Origin of the sequence: Pseudoalteromonas sp. GutCa3 (genome assembly GCF_002836155.1) — a bacterium.
GTDB classification, from domain to species: domain Bacteria; phylum Pseudomonadota; class Gammaproteobacteria; order Enterobacterales; family Alteromonadaceae; genus Pseudoalteromonas; species Pseudoalteromonas arctica.
Genome location: NZ_PJBK01000047.1, coordinates 110072 through 130389 on the forward strand (window position 1 = coordinate 110072; position 20318 = coordinate 130389).

17 protein-coding genes are annotated in these 20318 nt (G+C 40.2%); 10 read left to right on the forward strand and 7 right to left on the reverse strand.

Going from position 1 to position 20318, the window contains the following annotated elements; all coding sequences use genetic code 11:
- Window positions 1-273: 273 nt before the first annotated feature.
- Entirely contained in the window at window positions 274-2097 is a 1824-nt protein-coding gene (gene typA, locus CXF64_RS08985; RefSeq protein WP_010554793.1) for a translational GTPase TypA, read from the reverse strand.
- A 507-nt stretch (window positions 2098-2604) separates the two neighbouring features.
- Between typA and glnA the strand changes: the two genes are divergently transcribed.
- The 5 genes from glnA (at window position 2605) to CXF64_RS09015 (ending at window position 7687) form a co-directional block, all read left to right on the forward strand.
- Window positions 2605-4011: a glutamate--ammonia ligase gene (glnA, locus tag CXF64_RS08995; protein ID WP_010554792.1), complete on the forward strand. Its 1407-nt coding sequence runs from the start codon at window positions 2605-2607 to the stop codon at window positions 4009-4011.
- Window positions 4012-4124: 113 nt separating this feature from the next.
- Window positions 4125-4646, forward strand: a complete 522-nt coding sequence (locus tag CXF64_RS09000) for a DUF4124 domain-containing protein (RefSeq protein WP_024589531.1) — start codon at window positions 4125-4127, stop codon at window positions 4644-4646.
- Between the two features lie 82 nt (window positions 4647-4728).
- Window positions 4729-5799, forward strand: a complete 1071-nt coding sequence (gene glnL / locus CXF64_RS09005; protein ID WP_010554790.1) for a nitrogen regulation protein NR(II) — start codon at window positions 4729-4731, stop codon at window positions 5797-5799.
- Window positions 5800-5813: 14 nt separating this feature from the next.
- Complete coding sequence (gene ntrC, locus CXF64_RS09010) at window positions 5814-7199, forward strand: nitrogen regulation protein NR(I) (RefSeq protein ID WP_007582175.1); 1386 nt, start codon at window positions 5814-5816, stop codon at window positions 7197-7199.
- 29 nt (window positions 7200-7228) lie between these two features.
- Window positions 7229-7687, forward strand: a complete 459-nt coding sequence (locus tag CXF64_RS09015; protein WP_010554789.1) for a cyclic nucleotide-binding domain-containing protein — start codon at window positions 7229-7231, stop codon at window positions 7685-7687.
- Window positions 7688-7696: 9 nt separating this feature from the next.
- Here the strand turns inward: CXF64_RS09015 and CXF64_RS09020 are convergent, their stop codons facing one another.
- Together CXF64_RS09020 and CXF64_RS09025 are read right to left on the reverse strand one after the other, a co-directional pair.
- Window positions 7697-8368: a hypothetical protein gene (locus tag CXF64_RS09020; RefSeq protein WP_024607644.1), complete on the reverse strand. Its 672-nt coding sequence runs from the start codon at window positions 8366-8368 to the stop codon at window positions 7697-7699.
- 56 nt (window positions 8369-8424) lie between these two features.
- Window positions 8425-8712: a hypothetical protein gene (locus CXF64_RS09025; protein ID WP_024607643.1), complete on the reverse strand. Its 288-nt coding sequence runs from the start codon at window positions 8710-8712 to the stop codon at window positions 8425-8427.
- 245 nt (window positions 8713-8957) lie between these two features.
- On the opposite strand from CXF64_RS09025, the gene CXF64_RS09030 reads away from it, so the two are divergent.
- The 4 genes from CXF64_RS09030 to CXF64_RS09045 all read left to right on the forward strand — a co-directional run bounded on the left by CXF64_RS09030 (window position 8958) and on the right by CXF64_RS09045 (window position 13209).
- Complete coding sequence (locus CXF64_RS09030; protein WP_024607642.1) at window positions 8958-9341, forward strand: RNA-binding S4 domain-containing protein; 384 nt, start codon at window positions 8958-8960, stop codon at window positions 9339-9341.
- 100 nt (window positions 9342-9441) lie between these two features.
- Window positions 9442-9870 (forward strand): hypothetical protein, encoded by a 429-nt coding sequence (locus CXF64_RS09035; protein ID WP_101216847.1) that lies wholly within the window; start codon window positions 9442-9444, stop codon window positions 9868-9870.
- 202 nt (window positions 9871-10072) lie between these two features.
- Window positions 10073-12817: an aconitate hydratase AcnA gene (gene acnA / locus CXF64_RS09040; protein WP_010554785.1), complete on the forward strand. Its 2745-nt coding sequence runs from the start codon at window positions 10073-10075 to the stop codon at window positions 12815-12817.
- A 137-nt stretch (window positions 12818-12954) separates the two neighbouring features.
- On the forward strand, window positions 12955-13209 hold the full coding sequence (locus tag CXF64_RS09045; protein ID WP_101216848.1) for a hypothetical protein: 255 nt from the start codon (window positions 12955-12957) through the stop codon (window positions 13207-13209).
- Here the strand turns inward: CXF64_RS09045 and CXF64_RS09050 are convergent, their stop codons facing one another.
- The 4 genes from CXF64_RS09050 to CXF64_RS09065 all read right to left on the reverse strand — a co-directional run bounded on the left by CXF64_RS09050 (window position 13210) and on the right by CXF64_RS09065 (window position 18259).
- On the reverse strand, window positions 13210-13758 hold the full coding sequence (locus CXF64_RS09050; RefSeq protein ID WP_010554783.1) for a DUF4124 domain-containing protein: 549 nt from the start codon (window positions 13756-13758) through the stop codon (window positions 13210-13212).
- Between the two features lie 143 nt (window positions 13759-13901).
- Window positions 13902-14642 carry a phosphoadenylyl-sulfate reductase gene (locus tag CXF64_RS09055; RefSeq protein ID WP_007582191.1) on the reverse strand — a complete coding sequence of 247 codons (741 nt, stop codon included), beginning with the start codon at window positions 14640-14642 and terminating at the stop codon, window positions 13902-13904.
- Between the two features lie 43 nt (window positions 14643-14685).
- Window positions 14686-16383 (reverse strand): assimilatory sulfite reductase (NADPH) hemoprotein subunit, encoded by a 1698-nt coding sequence (cysI, locus tag CXF64_RS09060; RefSeq protein ID WP_101216849.1) that lies wholly within the window; start codon window positions 16381-16383, stop codon window positions 14686-14688.
- Between the two features lie 61 nt (window positions 16384-16444).
- Complete coding sequence (locus CXF64_RS09065) at window positions 16445-18259, reverse strand: assimilatory sulfite reductase (NADPH) flavoprotein subunit (RefSeq protein ID WP_101216850.1); 1815 nt, start codon at window positions 18257-18259, stop codon at window positions 16445-16447.
- Between the two features lie 303 nt (window positions 18260-18562).
- On the opposite strand from CXF64_RS09065, the gene CXF64_RS09070 reads away from it, so the two are divergent.
- Entirely contained in the window at window positions 18563-20188 is a 1626-nt protein-coding gene (locus CXF64_RS09070; protein WP_101216851.1) for an endonuclease, read from the forward strand.
- The last annotated feature ends 130 nt before the right edge of the window (window positions 20189-20318 follow it).

The following is a 20318-nucleotide window of genomic DNA, read 5'->3' on the forward strand; positions in this document are numbered from 1 at the left end:
GCATTATCGGCTGTTTCAACTTTCCCTCTTCTCATTCCCTTCTCCTTGTGCAAAAAATCTTTAAATAAATTATTCACAAAGAGGTTAAGAGGCGCTGCGCTTTTAGAGGTAAATATATTATGGAAATTTCATAACAAAACGGTAGCTATATAATTTTAAGCTAAATACTGTCAGCTGACGACTTATAGCCTACAGCTCTTGTTTCCAAACACAAAAAAGCCGCTGTATTTTTCAATACAGCGGCTTTTAAAATCATTATTCTAAATTAATAGATTATGACTTAGGTCCACGACCTGCACGTTTACGCTCGTTTTCAGTAAGGTAACGCTTACGAATACGAATGTTTAGTGGAGTTACTTCAACTAGCTCGTCATCATCGATGAACTCAAGCGCTTGCTCAAGTGAGTAGTTAAGGTGTGGAGAAAGCGTTTGCGCTTCATCAGTACCAGATGCACGTACGTTAGTTAACTGCTTGCCTTTAAGGGCGTTAACTGTAAGGTCGTTATCACGGTTATGAATACCGATAACCATACCTTCGTATACTTCAACACCGTGACCGATGAATAAACGGCCGCGTTCTTGTAAGTTGAATAATGCGTTAGTAAGTGCTTTACCAGTTGCGTTTGCAATCATTACGCCGTTCTTACGAACACCGATGTCGCCACCTTTGTGAGGACCGTAATGATCGAACGTATGGTACATAAGACCAGAACCCGAAGTAAGCGTCATGAAATCAGTTTGGAAACCAATTAAACCACGGCTAGGGATCATGAAATCTAAACGCATACGGCCTTTGCCATCTGGAGTCATGTTAGTAAGTTCACCTTTACGTAGGCCAACTTGTTCCATAACAGAACCTTGGTGCTCGTCTTGACAGTCAATAGTAACTGTTTCAAACGGTTCTTCTAGAACGCCATCTACAGTACGTAAGATAACTTCTGGACGAGAAACTGAAAGCTCGTAACCTTCACGACGCATGTTCTCAATTAAGATACCTAGGTGTAATTCACCACGACCAGAAACACGGAAGCTATCTGGGCTACCAGTATCTTCAACGCGAAGTGCTACGTTGTGTACTAATTCTTTGTCTAAACGTTCACGGATATTACGTGACGTTACAAACTTACCTTCTTTACCACAGAAAGGTGAGTTATTTACAGAGAATGTCATTGTTACAGTTGGCTCATCAACACTTAGTGGTGGTAATGCTTCAACGTTTCCTGGGAAACAAACTGTATCAGAAATCTTAAGCTCACCAATACCTGTTACAGTTACGATGTTACCAGCGTAAGCTCTATCAGTTTCGATACGTTCAAGACCTAGGTAGCTTTGTACTGCGCCAATTTTACCATTACGTGTAGTGCCATCAGCACTGATAATAGTAACTTGTTGGTTAGGAGCAACAGAACCACGTTTAATACGACCAATACCAACTACACCAACATAAGAGTTGTAATCTAGTTGAGAAATTTGCATTTGGAAGTCACCTTCAGGATCTGCATCCGGTGGTGATACTTCGTCAACGATCATCTTGAACATAGGTTCCATGTTGTCTGATGGCTCGTCTAAATCTAGTGTTGCCCAGCCGTTGATAGCTGAAGCGTAGATTACTTTAAAATCTAACTGTTCGTCAGTTGCGCCAAGGTTGTCGAATAAATCAAAGATTTGATCCATAACCCAATCAGGACGTGAACCTGGCTTATCAATTTTATTGATAACTACGATTGGCTTTAAGCCTTGCGCGAATGCCTTTTGCGTAACGAAACGCGTTTGTGGCATTGGACCTTCTTGAGCATCAACAAGTAATAATACTGAGTCAGCCATCGAAAGTACGCGTTCAACTTCACCACCGAAATCGGCGTGTCCCGGAGTATCTACGATATTGATATGGTAGTCGTTCCAAGAGATGGCTGTGTTTTTAGCCAAAATGGTAATACCACGTTCTTTCTCAATGTCGTTTGAGTCCATCACGCGCTCTTCGTTACCGCCGCGTGTTTCTAATGTACCTGATTGCTCAAGTAGTTTGTCAACCAGAGTTGTTTTACCGTGGTCAACGTGCGCGATAATCGCTATATTTCTTAACTTTTCGATGCTCATATATTTACTCAGAGAAATTAAATTCTCAATGATCCTGCAAGATCTACGCACTCATCCACGCTTTCGCGAGATGTCCCAGCATAGGATTTAAAAGGGCGCATATTATCCCTCATTAATGACATGGATGAAAGTTTATCCAATACATATTTTAAAACTTTCTCAATACTTTTACTAAGTATCTGTTTTATATATGACAATTATATGAATTAAATTTCAATATTTTTTTGAAAAACAGTCTTTTTGGCTATTTTTCCGATCTTTTTGTTACTCTTTTACATTTAGGTTATGCTAATTTCAGCTGATTAAATTAACAACAAATTACGCTCTGTAAATTTTGCACCGAAATGGAATATTTACGCACCAAGATGGTGCGTTTATATATTCCATTTTGATGCAATGATATTTTTTTAATTTATAAACAGCCAGTTACAATAATGGCACAAAATCAGCTTAGTAAATACCAAAGCAATTATGCAGCAATAACAAAACCCAATAGTTGGAGGACACATGTCACAATCGGTTTTAGATTTTATTAAAGAAAATGACGTCAAGTTCATTGATTTACGCTTTACTGACACTAAGGGTAAAGAGCAACATGTATCGATTCCTCATCACCAAGTTGATGAAGATTTTTTCGAAGACGGTAAAATGTTCGACGGTTCTTCAATTGCAGGCTGGAAAGGCATAAACGAATCAGACATGGTATTAATGCCAGTTCCTGAGTCAATCAAACTAGACCCTTTCACTGAAGAAGCGACATTAATTTTACGTTGTGACGTAGTAGAGCCTTCTACACTACAAGGCTATGAGCGCGACCCGCGTTCTGTTGCTAAGCGTGCTGAAGATTACATGCGTTCTACAGGCATTGCAGACACTGTTTTATTTGGCCCTGAGCCAGAATTTTTCGTATTTGACGATGTTAAATACAAATCAGATATGTCTGGTTCTATGTACAAAATTGATTCTAAGCAAGCTGCTTGGAACTCAGATAAAGAATATGCAGATGGCAACACTGGTCATCGTCCAGGTGTTAAAGGCGGTTACTTCCCAGTTGCTCCAGTTGATGACTTCCAAGATTGGCGTTCAGCTACGTGTCTAGTTCTAGAAGAAATGGGCCAAGTAGTAGAAGCACATCACCACGAAGTAGCAACAGCAGGTCAAAACGAAATCGCTACTCGCTTTAATACAATGGTATTAAAAGCGGATGAAATTCAAGAAATGAAATATGTTATCCATAACATGGCTCACTTATACGGTAAAACAGCAACGTTTATGCCTAAGCCAGTTGTTGGTGATAACGGTTCTGGTATGCATTGTCACCAGTCTTTAGCTAAAGACGGTGTTAACCTTTTTGCTGGCGATAAGTATGGCGGTCTTTCTGAAGATGCACTTTACTACATTGGCGGCATCATCAAGCATGCTAAAGCAATTAACGCTTTCGCAAATGCGTCTACTAACTCGTACAAACGTTTAGTACCAGGTTTTGAAGCACCCGTTATGCTTGCATACTCTGCACGTAACCGTTCTGCATCAATCCGTATCCCAGTGGTTCCATCTGAAAAAGGTCGTCGTATTGAAGTACGCTTCCCGGATCCAACTGCTAACCCATACCTTGCTTTCTCAGCAATGCTTATGGCTGGCCTTGATGGTATCAAAAACAAGATCCACCCTGGCGATGCTATGGATAAAGATTTATACGACTTACCAGCTGAAGAAGCAGCAGAAATTCCAACTGTTGCAGCATCACTTGACGAAGCACTATCTGCACTTAGCGCAGACCGTGAATTCTTAACTCAAGGTGGCGTATTCACTGATGACTTAATCGATGCTTACATCGAACTTAAGTCTAAAGAAGTTGAAAAACTTAACATGACAACTCACCCAGTTGAGTTTGAAATGTACTACAGCTGTTAATTAAGCTGTAAAAAATATGTGTGTTCTCAAGCCCGCTTTGCGGGCTTTTTTAATGGTAAAATTAGTCAATCTCCACTAAAGTTAAGTTACCGATAAAAATGCAGGGCTGCAGAGTGAATAACAAGATTTTATTACTATTAATTACTTTAGGATTAAGTAATTATGGTTATGCCGGTGAAACAAAAATATACGCTTGGAAAGATAAAAATGGCGTATTAGTGTTCTCAGACACCCCTCATAAAGGGGCTCAAGAGGTAAAGCTCACCAGCCAAGATCTTAATATGCCTGCAACAAATACTGACATTTTTGACGAGCAACCTCAGCCTCAACAAGCGGCCTTTAGTATTGCTATTTCCTCACCTGATCATAACCAGACTATTCGTGAAAATACCGGCACTGTTTATGTAACTAGCCGAATAAAACCACGCTTTGAAACTGGTTTTACTATACAACTTTTTATTGATGGTAAAGCACACGGCCCAGCCAGTGACAGCTCAACCTTTGCAATTAGAGATGTAGAACGTGGTCAGCACACACTACAATTAAAGCTTTTTAATAGTAAAAACCAAGTTATTGCTACAAGCGAACCCTGCATATTTTTTATGCACCGAAAAGGGCTAAACCTAGGCAACTAAATTAGGGCATTACTAAACGTGCAGCAGTGTATTTAACCATATAACTTGCTTGCAAACATCCACGCACTAAAATGGTGCAGCTATGATTAATAATAAAAACTTTAGCCCTGAGCTACTCGATGCCATTTGGCAAAATCAAACAACCGCTATCATGTTACTTGATAAAAACTTCACCGTTGTATATGCCAATACTAGTACTAGCGAGCTGCTTGGCCTTGGTAATAAGCGCCTATTAGATCAACCGTTTGATAGCCTTTTTAACTACCATTCAATCGATTTACAGCGTATAGAACAATACTCATTAGTTGAAGGCGTAGATTGCCAGCAGCATAGAGCTGACGTGGTTTTTAGCGATTCTCGCCATGCAAAAGTAGCCGTAAGTACACGACAAATTAAGTTTAATGGCTCGCTTTATATTTTATTTGAGTGGCGCCAAACCGATGACGAAATTAAGCACGACCAAGCGTCTAATCAAATGCATCAATATCAAGCTGCCCGAAACCTAATTAGAGGGTTAGCTCACGAAATTAAAAATCCTTTAGGTGGAATTCGCGGAGCGGCGCAGTTATTGCAGTATGAGGTTGATCAACAAGAAAGAGATCAATGTGCTGAGCTCATCATTGAGCAAGCCGACCGATTACGCGAACTAGTAGATAGGCTTTTGGGGCCCAATCAACTTCCGCAAAAATCGTATGGCAACATACATCAATCACTTGAATCAGTTGCAAGGCTAAGTACGTTAGATAATTGTTCTAACATTAGCTTAGTTAAAGATTACGACCCAAGTATTCCTGATGTATACATTGATCAAGGCAAAATTCAGCAAGTGGTATTAAACATTGTTCGAAATGCCCAACAGGCGCTTGTAGATGGCGGTGAAATAACAATAAAAACCCGCATTAATCATCAGCATCGTCGCCCAGGTAAAGCACCTAAAAAAGCCTTGTTGATCCAAATATCTGATAACGGACCAGGTATTGATCCCAGTGTACGCGAAACACTGTTCTACCCTATGATCACCAATAAAGAAGGTGGCTCTGGGTTAGGACTCTCAATAGCGCAAACACTGATAGATCAACATGATGGCTATATAGAATGTGATAGCTGGCCTGGACATACTGAATTTAATATCTATCTGCCCTTTGCAGATTAATGTTTGGAGTTTGCATGAAAACAGTTTGGCTTGTAGATGATGATGCCTCTATTCGATTTGTACTTGAAAAAGCACTAACCCGTGCAGGGTTTAACACAGAGAGCTTTGCTAATGCGCAAGATGTACTAAGCGCACTGAAGTTTAGCCAACCTACTGTTTTAGTTTCTGACGTACGAATGCCTGGTATGGATGGTATGGCGTTGCTTGAACTTATTGCAGAGCAAAACCCTGGGCTGCCGGTTATTATAATGACTGCGCACTCAGATTTAGACTCAGCTGTAAATGCATTCCAAAAAGGTGCTTTTGAATACCTCGCTAAGCCGTTTGATTTAAACGAAGCAGTGGCGCTAGTCGAAAGCGCATGCAGAGCAAACTCCACTAAAAAAACTAAACGCAAGCAAGCTCCACCAAAAAGTGCCCACATAATTGGTGAAGCGCCCGCAATGCAAGAAGTGTTTAGAGCGATAGGTAAACTATCGGCTTCTAGCATGAGCGTATTAATAAATGGCGAATCTGGAACAGGTAAAGAACTTGTCGCCAGTGCGCTGCACAATCATAGCCCACGTAAAGAAAATCAATTTATTGCACTTAACATGGCAGCCATTCCAAAAGAGCTTGTTGAGTCAGAGTTATTTGGCCACGAAAAAGGCGCATTTACGGGTGCCGACAGCGTACGTAAAGGCCGTTTTGAGCAAGCCAATGGCGGCACACTATTTTTAGATGAAATTGGTGATATGCCACTTGATGTACAAACACGTTTATTACGCGTTCTTGCCGATGGTGAGTTTTATCGCGTTGGTGGCCATCAAAGTATAAAAGTAGATGTGCGTATTATTGCGGCTACGCACCAAAACCTTGAAGATTTAGTTAAACAGGGCAAGTTTAGGGATGATTTATTTCATCGTCTTAATGTTGTGCGCCTACGTTTACCTGCTCTTCGAGAGCGTACTGAAGATATAGAAAGCTTATCGCAACACTTTTTACATAAAAGCGCTAAAGAGCTACAAGTAGAAAGCAAAGTGCTGAGCCCTAAGGCAACTGAGCAATTACGCTTATTTAATTGGCCAGGCAATGTACGCCAATTAGAAAACACCTGTCGCTGGCTTACTGTAATGGCACCGGGTGAGCTTGTAAGCGAGCAAGACTTACCGCCGGAAATTCTAGATGCTTCGCCAACCCAGGAAGAAGGTGATTGGCTAGATGCGTTTCAGCAATGGCTTAATCAAGAGCTTAAACAAGGCAAAGAAAATATTTGGCCTGACATTCAAGCCCAGCTAGAAACTCGCTTAATTAAAACCGCACTGGCTAATTGTTCTGGTCATAAGCAAGATGCTGCTATAAAAATTGGTTGGGGACGCAACACGTTGACCCGAAAATTAAAAGAGCGCAATATTAGCTGATTAAACGCTTTTAACACATTTGGTTATTGATGAAGCTAATCGAACATATTCCATTATTCAAACAAATGGAAATTATAAACAGGCTGCACTTTTTTAAAGAATTTACGCTCAGCGAGCGCCAAGTCTTATTAGAGTCGTTCGGCCTGTTGTATTTAGTAAGCCAGCATCAATTTTTATTTAAGCAATACGATAACGACAAACGTTTGTACATTGTACTTAGCGGCGCGTTATTGGTATTTAAACATAATCATTTGCTAGAACTTGGCACTATAGAGCCCGGTGAATTTATAGGTGAAGGTGCCTTTATAAATAACCGAGAGCGTAGTACTAGCGCTCGCGCTAAAACCGACAGTATAGTCCTCGCTATTACCCCTGAAGCACTCACTCGTTTACCTAATGTTATCCGCGAAAAAATTAAAGACCGAATTATAGAAGGTATGAGTCTGCGCATTGCCAAACTAAGCGAGCATATAGAAACTCACGGTTAACTCTATCACTCAGTCCATATAAACAATTTGTAGCGAGCAATTAAGCCAATCTGGTTTGTTTAAATATGCATTGTAAATAAAAGTATCTGACGGCTTTTGACCAAAGGGTGTGCTTATTTTAGGCGTAGTATGCGTGTACGATTGCGATGTGTTTTGATAATGAATAACCAAGTAGGGTTCAAAAAGCTCCCAATCCAACATCACTTTAACACCCGTTGGTAATGTAAATTGCGTCTTTTTTTCGTCAAATGAAACGCGCATATTATTATATTTATCGTTTAAGCAGCCCGTTGTAAGCATAATACTTGGCATACTTGGCATACTTAGCTCGGTACTTTGTGAAGCTGAACGTAAATAAAAACCTATATTGCCATTAGTATAATGATGATTCTCTGCTTTACTGTAAATAATGTCAGGTTCAAACCCCATACTTTGCATTATTAGCGTTAACTGCTCTAACTGCCCGCTATTAAAGTCTTTATAAGAGACAACTAACGTCGCATTTTTATATGCTTTTGGTACTACGATATTTTGGTATTGATAAGGTAGAGTTTGAGCAGCCAGTTTAGTTTCTAGCTGCTGCTTTTGATTTGTACTCAGTGCTTGCGTGTAAACATACACAGTGGGTTGCTGGCACGCACTTAATAAAATGACTAAGCACGCTAAAAGTATATTTTTCATCATCAACCTCAAATAGATTACACTTGTAGTCTATTTGATTTTTGATAAATAGCAAATCAGTTAGTTTGGCTATCTAACCAAGCATCAACACTTTTGCGAGTATATAAAACGTCTTTAAATAAACGATGTCGTTCAAACTCGAGTTTTGTTTTTCTCGTGGCATCACCGCTGACTAAACGGCTATGGGTATCATTGAACTTTGAAATTACAGAAAAACCGCGCTCATCTTGATCAGCTTGCTTTTTTACAGAATTAGCAAGGTGCTCTCTAACATCATCAGCAGTTAACATACCTGAATTGTCTAATCCCATTAGCTCTTTTTTCATTGCCAATCTTACGCCCATTTTCTACTCCATTTAATGAAAACTATTTAATCCGCCAAAGTTTTAGCAATTAGCAGGCCATACGTAAAATTAACTGCTGCAAAGGTTACTCTTCAATTGCTTCAGTTTTTTTAAAGACAGATAAAATACATAAAAAATTTCATAGCTATTTAAGTATTACAATTAGCGAAAGTCACTTGCTTTGGTGCAAAAGTCGCTGCAAGCCTTTATACTACAGCTTGTGCGTTACCCCACCGAGAGCAAATATGAACGAAGAATACATAGAAATAGAATTAGAAGAAGAGCCGATTGAGCTCTGTAAATTATTAAAAGTACTAAACTTAGTTGAAGGTGGCGGCCAAGCTAAAAACCTAATTACCGAAGGCTATGTGGGTGTTAACCATGAAATTTGTACAATAAAGCGGAAAAAATTATACAGTGGCGATGTATTAGAATTTGATGGTGAATTTTTTAAACTTGCGCTAAGTGAAGATGCAACCCCTGCAGAAAAACCTGCGGTACAAACTCAAGCAGAGTCAAAGCAAGCTGCACCACAACCAACAAATCAGCCAGCTAAAGCTAAGCGCAAGCGCACTAAAAAGCCTAAAGTGGATGATAAAACAGGTCGTCGACCTATTTCATTTGGTTAAGCATTTAAAAGCCCTCTTTTTATATAAAAGGTCAACTTGTATAGTTGGCCTTTTTACTCTTTAATAACCTAGTTAATAATAATAAAAACAAGGTTATACAATGTCTGTTAAAACACCTAAAAATTGGTTTAAGCCCGTTGTATGGGCGGCACTCGTATGGAACTTACTTGGCGTTATTGCATTTGCTATGCACATGATGATGACACCCGAAATGATAAGTAAACTTCCACTAGATCAACAAGCTGCCTACTCTAACGTTCCTATTTGGTCAACTATTGCATTTGCTATAGCTGTATTTGGAAGCACTTTTGGTTGTCTGTTTTTACTTGCTAAAAACGCGCTGGCAACACCTACTTTTGCGCTATCGCTCGGCGCTATTTTAATTCAGCAATATTATAATTTTGTGGTCATAAACAGTATTGAGCTACTTGGCGCAAGTGCTGTATTTATGCCTATTTTTGTAATCGTTATTGCCATCGCTTTACTTTGTTTGAGTATTAAGGGTAAGCAACAAGGTTGGTTACAGTAATTAATAAGGGTCGAAATAACTTTTGACCCTACCTCTTTCAAATCATCTCTTGAAATTAAAGTTTTTAGCATCATCTCTACTATAGTAACTGTACAAAATTCATTCTCTAAACACGATTTTTTACACTGGTATGTACTTTGCAGCTCAAATACTACAGAGGTCACTCTTCAAAATATTTTTCTAATTCATAAAGGGGCAAATAATGAATAATAGTTTCGATACCCAACATCAGCTCACAATTAATGGTGAGCAATATCATATTCATTCTCTAAAAGGACTTGGCGACAAAGCAAAACGGTTGCCCTTTTCCTTAAAAGTATTACTTGAAAACCTGCTTCGTAACGAAGATGGCGCAAATATAAAAGAACAAGACATTCAAGCCCTTCTTAATTGGGATCCTCAAGCAAAACCTGCATCTGAAGTTGCCTTTACACCTGCCCGTGTAGTTATGCAAGACTTTACCGGCGTACCTGCTATTGTTGATTTAGCCGCGATGCGTGACGCAATGGAGAAGCTAGGTGGCGATCCTGCAAAAATAAACCCGTTATCACCTGCTGAACTTGTTATTGACCATTCGGTACAAGTAGATGGCTACGGAAATGATGGTGCATTTGATTTAAATGCAAAACTTGAATACGACCGAAATAAAGAACGTTACGAATTTTTACGTTGGGGACAAACCGCTTTTGATAATTTAAAAGTAGTGCCACCAGCAACCGGCATTGTTCACCAAGTAAACCTAGAATACTTAGCGCGCGTTGTTTTTAATGAAGAGCGCGACGGCAAAAAATTCGCTTACCCAGATACGCTTGTAGGGACTGACTCTCACACCACCATGATTAATGGCTTAGGTGTGCTTGGTTGGGGTGTCGGCGGCATTGAAGCCGAAGCAGCCATGCTTGGTCAGCCAATTAGCTTACTCATTCCACAAGTAGTCGGTATGAAGCTAAGCGGCCGCTTACCTGAAGGTACGACCGCAACCGATTTAGTGTTAACTGTAACCGAAATACTGCGTAACCATGGTGTAGTGGGTAAATTTGTAGAGTTTTATGGTGATGGCCTTGCCGACTTACCACTTGCCGATAGAGCAACCATAGCGAATATGGCACCAGAATACGGCGCTACGTGTGGTATTTTCCCAATTGATGATGAAACCATTAACTACCTTCGCTTAACAAACCGCGACGAAAGTCACCTAAAGGTAATTGAGGATTACGCAAAACACCAAGGTTTATGGCGTAACGATGGTGACGAAGCTAGCTATACCGATACACTCGAGCTTAAACTAGGTGATGTTGTACCAAGCCTTGCAGGCCCTAAACGACCACAGGATAGAATTTCCCTAGACAAGGCTGGTGAAGTGATTAGCCAGCATTTAAAAAACTTTCAAGATGAACGTATGGCTCGTCGTGATAATAGCGACGAAGAACAAGCTCGTATTGAAAGTGAAGGGCCAACAACAAATCCAGATGAACCAGTTAACGAAGCGCAGTTTATGGGCGCCGCTAAGGTTAAATTTAAAGGCCAAGAGTTTGAACTAAACGATGGCGCTTGTGTTATTGCCGCAATTACCAGCTGTACTAATACTTCTAACCCAAGTGTTATTTTAGCTGCTGGTTTGGTTGCCAAAAAAGCAAAACAGTTAGGCATTAATGTAAAACCTTGGGTTAAAACATCACTTGCACCAGGCTCTAAAGTAGTTACCGACTACCTAGAAAAAGCAGGCCTGATGGATGACCTAGAAAGCCTAGGCTTTAACTTAGTTGGCTACGGCTGTACTACGTGTATTGGTAACTCAGGGCCGCTTGCAACTGAAATATCAGACGCAATTCAAAAACATAAATTGGTAGTGAGCTCTATTTTATCGGGTAACCGTAACTTTGAAGGGCGTATTCACCAAGATGTTAAAATGAACTTTTTAGCGTCGCCTCCGCTTGTTGTTGCTTACGCCATTGCGGGCAGAACCGATATTGACGTATACAACGAACCCCTGGCTCAAGATGCTAACGGTAACGATATTTACCTTAAAAATATTTGGCCGAGCGTTAAAGAAGTAAGTGACCTAGTTAAAGAAACAGTAACTAAAGAAATGTTCGAAAAAAGCTACGCTAACGTTTACGAAGGCGATAGCCGTTGGCAGCAAATTAAAATACCAGATGGCAAACTTTACGATTGGGATGACGCATCTACCTACATTAAAAAAGCACCATTTTTTGATGGTATGAAAGTAGAACCACCGGGTATTCCTACTATCGAAGGTGCACGTTGTTTAGCTAAGCTTGGGGATTCAGTAACCACTGACCATATTTCTCCTGCGGGCGCTATTAAAGCAGATGCACCAGCAGGTTTATACTTGCAAGAAAATGGCGTAGATAAAGCGCAGTTTAACTCGTACGGTTCACGCCGTGGTAATCACGAAGTAATGATGCGTGGTACGTTTGCTAATGTGCGTCTTAAAAACTTACTAGCACCAGGTACTGAAGGTGGCGTAACACGTACTCAGCCTGGCGATACGCTAGAGAGTATTTATGATGCAGCAATGGAGTATCAAAAAAATAATACGCCTCTCATTATTTTAGCGGGTAAAGAATACGGTACGGGTTCATCTCGTGACTGGGCGGCCAAAGGCTCACTTTTATTAGGCGTTAAAGCGGTTGTAGCACAAAGCTACGAGCGAATTCATCGCTCTAACTTAATCGGTATGGGTGTATTACCGCTGCAATTTAAAGAAGGTGAAAGCTACGAGTCACATGGGTTAACAGGGCAAGAACAATTTGATATTGATGGCCTGTACGATAAAACCGATGAAGTAACCGTTATTGCTACAAATGCCGAAGGTAAAAAAGTCACCTTAAGTGCAGATGTACGTATTGATACCCCTAAAGAGTGGGATTACTACAAACACGGCGGTATTTTACAATATGTACTGCGTAATATGCTCGACTAACAAAGACAGTAGTTAATACATTTAAAAGTCCAGTTTAGTAATAAGCTGGGCTTTTTTATGTGTGCTGTTTGTTGTCTTAAATCAATGCTAAGCATTTAAAGCGTGCCTACACTAAGGTGACTCTTAGTGAGGTAACTATGTCGCAAACAATGATAATTAGGCTACTTAAAACATCAATAGTGCTTGGGTTGTGCCTTATTGTTACTGGCCACACTTTAATTGTGTCGAGTTATTTCACTGTTAATCATGGTATTAAAGGAATAATTTTAGCCGCGGCATGTATTGCTGTAGGCGTGCTGCTATCACTTCCTACTAAAATATATTTAACCATACTGCTAATGGAAGCCGAAAAACGTTATTTAAAAAACCATAAAAGCACTCACTCTAAATAATTAAAGTGCACTTAAATTATTAATTTCTTTATTACGTTTTTCTAGTTTGTCTTTTACATTTTCGGCGTCATTAAATAGCTTTTTAACAGAGTCTGGGTTCAAAATACTGATGCCCTCTGGTGCAGCCGACATTGTATTTGTACTTGGAGAGGTATTTAAAATAGATGTGTCTTCTGCAGCAATAACAGTAATATCTTTAGGATCGAGTTTTACTTCAATACTTTTTGCATGCGGGTTAGGTGTATCAGAAAAGTGCCATTGGCCTGTTTCATCTTGCCACTTAAAAATTTTGCTGCTTGAGGTAGTACTTTCAGGCATTGGTTCATCAGAAATACTGCTCGCAATTTTATCGCCAGCTTGCTTAACGCCCTGCACTGCTTGGTCCAAAGTATTGCTAGATAGCGCAACCATTTTTTCTTTAATTTGCTGAGATTCACTGCTAATTGATGATGCAGAAAGCCATGTTTGACCATCGGGCTTTTTTAAATAAAACAAAGAGATGACTGCAATAGCCATGATTGATATAGCTAAGTAGGTAAAGTATTTCATAGCGTTCCTGCTTTAATTAATCCTTTATTGCCTTGAGTCTAATAAAAAATACTTAATTAGGCAATTTTTTGTACCCTAATAAAAAAATAAAAACGCAGCCGAAGCTGCGTTTTTATTTGCAATTTAACTACACCGTAGTCGCGTTAAATACCGTCACCATCCATGTGTAGTCCGCATTCTCGGTTTAAACCAAAAAAGCGAGTTTCTTCCTCTGTCATTCCTGGTTCTAACTTACGTGTTGTATGTACGTCTCCCATAGACACATAACCTTGCTCCCATAATGGGTGGTAAGGTAAATCGTGCTTGGTAAGATACTGATACACGTCGCGGTTAGACCATTCAATAATCGGGTACACTTTAACGGTACCGCGGCTAATTTCTACAAACTGTTTATCAGCACGTGTAGATGATTGATCGCGGCGCAGACCACTAAACCACGTGCCCGCTTCTATTTCTTTTAACGCACGGGTCATCGGCTCTACTTTATTAAGCTGATTATATTGCTTAATGCCGTCTTCGCCTTTCTCCCATAGTTTACCAAATTTAGCCTCTTGCCATGCTGGGCTAAGCGGCGCTCTATACACCTTTAAGTTAAGTGATAAACGCTCACTCATTTGCTCAATAAACTGATACGTTTCAGGAAATAAATAGCCTGTATCGGTTAATACAACGGGAATATCTGGACGTTGTGAGGTCATTAAATGCAGCATTACTGCCGCTTGAATACCAAAGCTAGATGATAAAAAAGCCGTATTAGGCAAGTTATCAAGCGCCCATGCAACACGCTGTTCTGCGCTCATATTCGCTAGTAAACCATTAGCATCAGCTAACATAGCCGTTTGGCTTTGTTTATCTAGCTGTAAAATGTTTTTAAATTCACTCATGGTAAATTCCAAACCTCACCAGCGCCAAAGCGCTGGTATTTAATTAAGCGTGAAAATCGGTTACTGATACTTTTACTTCAGCAACAATGCCTTTGCGTATAACAAAGTCACCAAAACACTCACCGTCATTGCGCTCGCTTGCCCATTGGCCAATGAGCTTATCGAATGCTTCTAGGTAAACGTCTTCGCCTACGTTCTCAAGGTACAATTTAGGAATACGTGTGCCTTCTAAATTACCACCTAAGTAAACGTTGTACTTACCTGGGCCTTTACCTACTAAACCTGCTTCTGCAAGCATTGCGCGGCCACAACCGTTAGGGCAACCTACAACGCGCATAATAATGCTGTCATCGGGTATACCGTGCTTAGCAAGTAATGCTTCAGTTTTTTCTACTAGGCTTGGTAAGTAACGCTCTGCTTCGGCCATTGCAAGTGGGCACGTTGGCAGTGAAACACACGCCATAGAATTTTTACGCTGCTGCGAATCTGTGTCGTCAATCAGACCATGGCTACGAGCAATTTCTTCAATCACGGCTTTTTGATCTGCAGGTACGCCAGCAATAATTAAATTTTGGTTTGCCGTCATACGCATGTCACCTTGGTGAACTTCTGCGATTTTACGACAACCTGTTTTAAGCGGCTTGCCTGGATAGTCTAAAATACGACCACTTTGAATAAATAGCGTTAAGTGGTGCTTACCATCAATGCCTTCAACCCAACCAATACGATCGCCACGGTGAGTAAACTCAAACGGGCGACTTGGTGCAAATGTAACGCCTGAGCGTTTTTCTACTTCGGCTTTAAATACATCAACGCCTACACGGTCTAATGTGTATTTAGTTTTTGCATTTTTACGGTTTGAACGATTACCCCAATCGCGCTGCACAGATACAACATGCTCTGCAATTTTTAAGGTATCTTCTAGCGCAATAAAGCCAAAGTCATCTGCTTTACGCGGATAAGTTGCTGTATCGCCGTGCGTCATGGCAAGGCCACCGCCCACTAATACGTTAAAACCAACAAGTTTGCCGTTATCAGCAATTGCCACAAAGTTTAAATCGTTAGCGTGCACATCAACTTCGTTGTTAGGTGGAATAGTCACCGTGGTTTTAAACTTACGCGGTAAGTAATTAGATCCTAAAATTGGCTCTTCTGTAGTTTCTGCTTTTTCGCCATTTAACCAAATTTCGGCATACGCTTTCGTTTTTGGCAATAAATGTTCAGAAATTTTTGCAGCCCAGTCGTAAGCTTCTTGATGTAACTCAGACTCAACGGGGTTAGTAGTACAAAGTACATTACGGTTAACGTCACCCGCTGTAGCAATAGAGTCTATACCTACGCTATCAAGCATTTGGTGCATGCCTTTAATATTAGGCTTTAGCACACCATGAAACTGAAACGTTTGACGCGTTGTTAAACGAATACTGCCGTAGCTTGTTTTGTCATCTGCAAACTTATCGATTGCTAGCCACTGCTCTGGCTTAATAATACCGCCAGGCATACGTGCACGTAACATTACATTATGTAGCGGCTCTAGCTTTTGCTTAGCACGCTCACCACGTATATCGCGATCATCTTGTTGGTACATACCGTGAAAACGTATTAACTGAAAGTTATCGGCAGTAAAACCACCGGTAATTTCGTCTTTTAAATCTTTTTCTATGGTGCCACGTAAAAAGTTACTTTCTCTTTTCAAACGTTCGTTATCAGAAAGTTTTACGTTTTTATCTTGTTCGCTCATTTTAAATCCTAAATTTGTTACAGTGACGGCTGCTAGCTGTTAAATAAAATAAGAAACGTGATTAATACACGTCTTTCTGATAGCGGTTTGCGCTACGCAAATCTTTTAAATATTGCTCTGCGTCTTCATTGCTCTTGCCTGTGTTTTCTTTAACAATGTCAAGCAAGGCGTTGTGTACATCTTTTGCCATGCGATTTGCATCGCCACAAATATAAAAGTGAGCGCCAGCTTCTAACCATTCAAACACGTCTTTACTGTTACTGCGTAACTTATCTTGCACATATACTTTTTCTGCTTGGTCACGGCTAAATGCAACATCTACTTTGTTAAGTAAACCCGATTTTAAATAACCCTGTATTTCTACTTGGTATAAAAAGTCTTGAGTGAAATGTGGGTTACCAAAAAACAACCAGTTTTTGCCTTGCGCTTCACGCGAATCACGCTCTTGTAAAAATGCACGGAACGGCGCAATACCCGTACCTGGGCCAACCATAATCACAGGTGTATCATCGTTAGTGGGTAGGCGGAAATTGTCGTTGTGTTCGCTAAATACTTTAACTTTACAACCTTCTTCTGCACGACGAGTTAAGTAACCTGTACAGCCACCTAAATGCTCGCTATCAAATGCATCAAACTGCACTAGACCTAGTGTTAAATGTACTTCGTCTTCAACCTCAGCTTGGCTAGATGCAATTGAGTACAAACGAGCTTGTAGTTTACGTAGGCAATCTACTAATGTTTGCGCATCAATTTTTGCAGGGTTTTGGCGAATTACATCAAATATTTGGCGAGGCTCAATATACGCACGCATTGCGGCTTTATCTTCTACAAGCTTTAATAACTCAGGCGTACCTGTTGCTGTTGCGTATTTTTCTACAAAACCTGGGTATGACTGAGTCAGCTCTAGTTTTTCAATAAGTGCATCACGTACGCTTAGCTCTTCATCACCTACTTTTACAATGCTTGTTGCATCTATTTGAGTAAGTGTAAGTACTTCATCAACTAATACATCATCATTTAAAAAGTACACACCTAACGAATCACCTGGTGTGTAAGTAATGTCTGAACCTTCAAGCGAAATTTCAACGTGGCGTACATCTTTAGTTGAGTCGCGACCGGTAATTTTTTGAACAGTTAATAGCTCTGCTTCAAATGGATTTTGTTTTGTATATTGGCTTGCTGCAGAGGTTGGAGCGCCAAATGGCATTGATACAACTTGACCACCAGCGGCTTCTTGCTGCGCTTTTAAATCAGGTTCGAATGCATCAACTGCCCCGGCAATCCATGTTGCAGCTTCATCTTCGTAATCTACATCTAAATCAGCACGTTGATATATGGTTTGCGCACCGAGTTTATTTAAACGCTCTTCAAAATCTTTTGCTGTTTGGCAGAAAAACTCATAGCTAGAATCACCTAAGCCAATAACCGCTATTTTTACATCGTCTAGTTTTGGCGCTTTTTTAGTGGCTAAAAATTCGTGAAGTGTTTCTGCGTCTTCAGGTGGCTCACCTTCGCCGTAAGTAGATACAACGATAGTTAAAAACTTTTCTTTTTTCAGGGCTGTTGGTTTGTAATCTGACATGCTAACAAGCTTAACTGCTAAGCCTCGCGACTCAGCCTGCTCTTTCATTTTGGTAGCTACACCTTTTGCGTTACCTGTTTGCGAACCATATAAAATAGTTAGCGCTGCTGCATCACCCGCAGCCGGTACGCCTGCCGTAGGAGCACCTAACGCAGCCGAATTAGCATTTGCAGCTAAGTAACCACTTACCCACGCTTGTTGAATTGGATTAAGTTCAGCCACTAAACCTTGCAGCTTTTGTACTTGATCTTGCGATAGCGGGCTTGCCGCAGCATTTAGTTGACCTAACAACATGAATCGATTCCCCATAACCCTGAAAATTAAACACAACACACTTTGTGTATTGTTAAAAATGAGTTTTACCTCATCCAGAGCGTATCTGTTGAGGTTTCCTAAGTATGTAGGATAACGGGCTCTGCATAGATAAAAAAAGAATAGAATCTGCTTTGATATTCCATTTAGTTATTAATTTATAAAAATACCTTCAAAAACAGATTAAAGGACGATTATTGCCTTTTACAGCACTTTAAATTAACAATTTTGTAACCTAACTAATGTAGGGTATATTCCTCATTCAAAATAAAAATAGGAACAACTATGTTACACGGGAAATATAAAAATAAACTACTTAGTACCGCATTGTTACTTGGCTCATTACCTGTAATGGCCAATGTAGCTAATGGCGGATTTGAACAATGGTCAGGTAATACACCTGATGCATGGACTACGATAGATAGCGGAATTGCTTTATCTCGCTCAACCAGTACAGTTAAAAGTGGTAGTAGCTCTGCTGCTGTCAATGTAACAACAGGATCGCAAAGTAACACTGATTTACTACAACAAGTTGCTGTAGAAGCAGGTAAAACCTATAATTTTTCGGCTGATGTTTACCACACCGAAGGTAAAATTAAAGCTCGCTTGTATGTAGATGGTTATCAAGGCTATTCAAATCAAGCACAAACTAACCAATGGCAAACAGTTAGCCATAGCTATACAGCAAGCAGTAATAAAACAATTAGTGTTGGCCTTAGGTTTTACGATGTAAGTGGATTTGATGGCAGCGAAACCGTATACGTAGATAACTTTTTACCAAACGCTGATGGCAGCGCATCAACAAGCTGTACCGACAATAGCCTTACCTTAACGCTTAATACCGATAATTACGGTAGCGAAACTAGCTGGGCCGTTAATAACAATCAAGGTAGCGCTGTTGCTAACGGCAGTGGTTACGCATCAAACACTCAGTATGATGAGCAAATATGCCTAACTGATGGAACTTACACACTTGTTATTAACGACAGCTACGGCGATGGCATGTGTTGTTCAACAGGTAATGGCAGTTATGCGCTTAAGCAAGGCTCTACCACACTTGCTAGCGGTGCAAGTTTTAATAATACAGACAGCACGGCATTTACTTTAGGTAGTGGCTCTGGTGATGGCGGCGGAACCAACCCAACACCCACTGGCTATTATGTTACTGCTCAAGGGCTATCGGGTTATGCACTAAAAACTGAGCTTTATAATATTATTAAAGATCATAATGCACAGGGTTACTCGGCTATTTGGAATTTTTACGACTCATCTGCACGTGATACATACTTTGAAAACGATAACAGCATTTTAGATATGTATAGCGAAAAACCAAACGGCTCAGATAGCTACAATTATGCTGCGGTGAGCGATCAATGTGGTAACTATAGTGGAGAAGGCGGCTGTTACAACCGTGAGCATTCATTTCCTAAAAGCTGGTTTGGCGGCACTATTGAGCCAATGAACTCAGATGTGCATCATATTTACGCAACCGACGGTTATGTAAACTCAAAACGTAGTAACTTCCCATTTGGTGAAGTAGCAAGCGCTTCATTTACATCAACTAACGGAAGTAAATTAGGTTCTGCCGCAAGTTCATTAAATTACTCAGGTACTGTATTTGAGCCAATTGACGAATTTAAAGGTGACTTTGCTCGCGCTTATTTTTACATGGCAACGCGCTACGAAAATGTAATAGGCACTTGGCAAACCAAAACGACCTCAAGTAATGCTGTACTTAATGGCTCAAGCAACAAAGTATTTGAAAGCTGGGTTGTAGCCATGCTGCTTAACTGGCATAACAGCGATCCTGTAAGCCAAATGGAACTTGACCGTAACCAAGCAGCGTTTGAATTTCAAGGCAATCGTAACCCGTATATCGACCACCCTGAATTTGTAGAAATGATCTGGTAAAAAATTGATAAATACAGGCCTCAGTATTTATTGAGGCCTTAACTAGTTTTGCAAAAACAAGCTATATACTCCTAATTAATAGCCTACCCACTATATAAAAAGGAAGAGTAAATACTTAATAATTGACAAA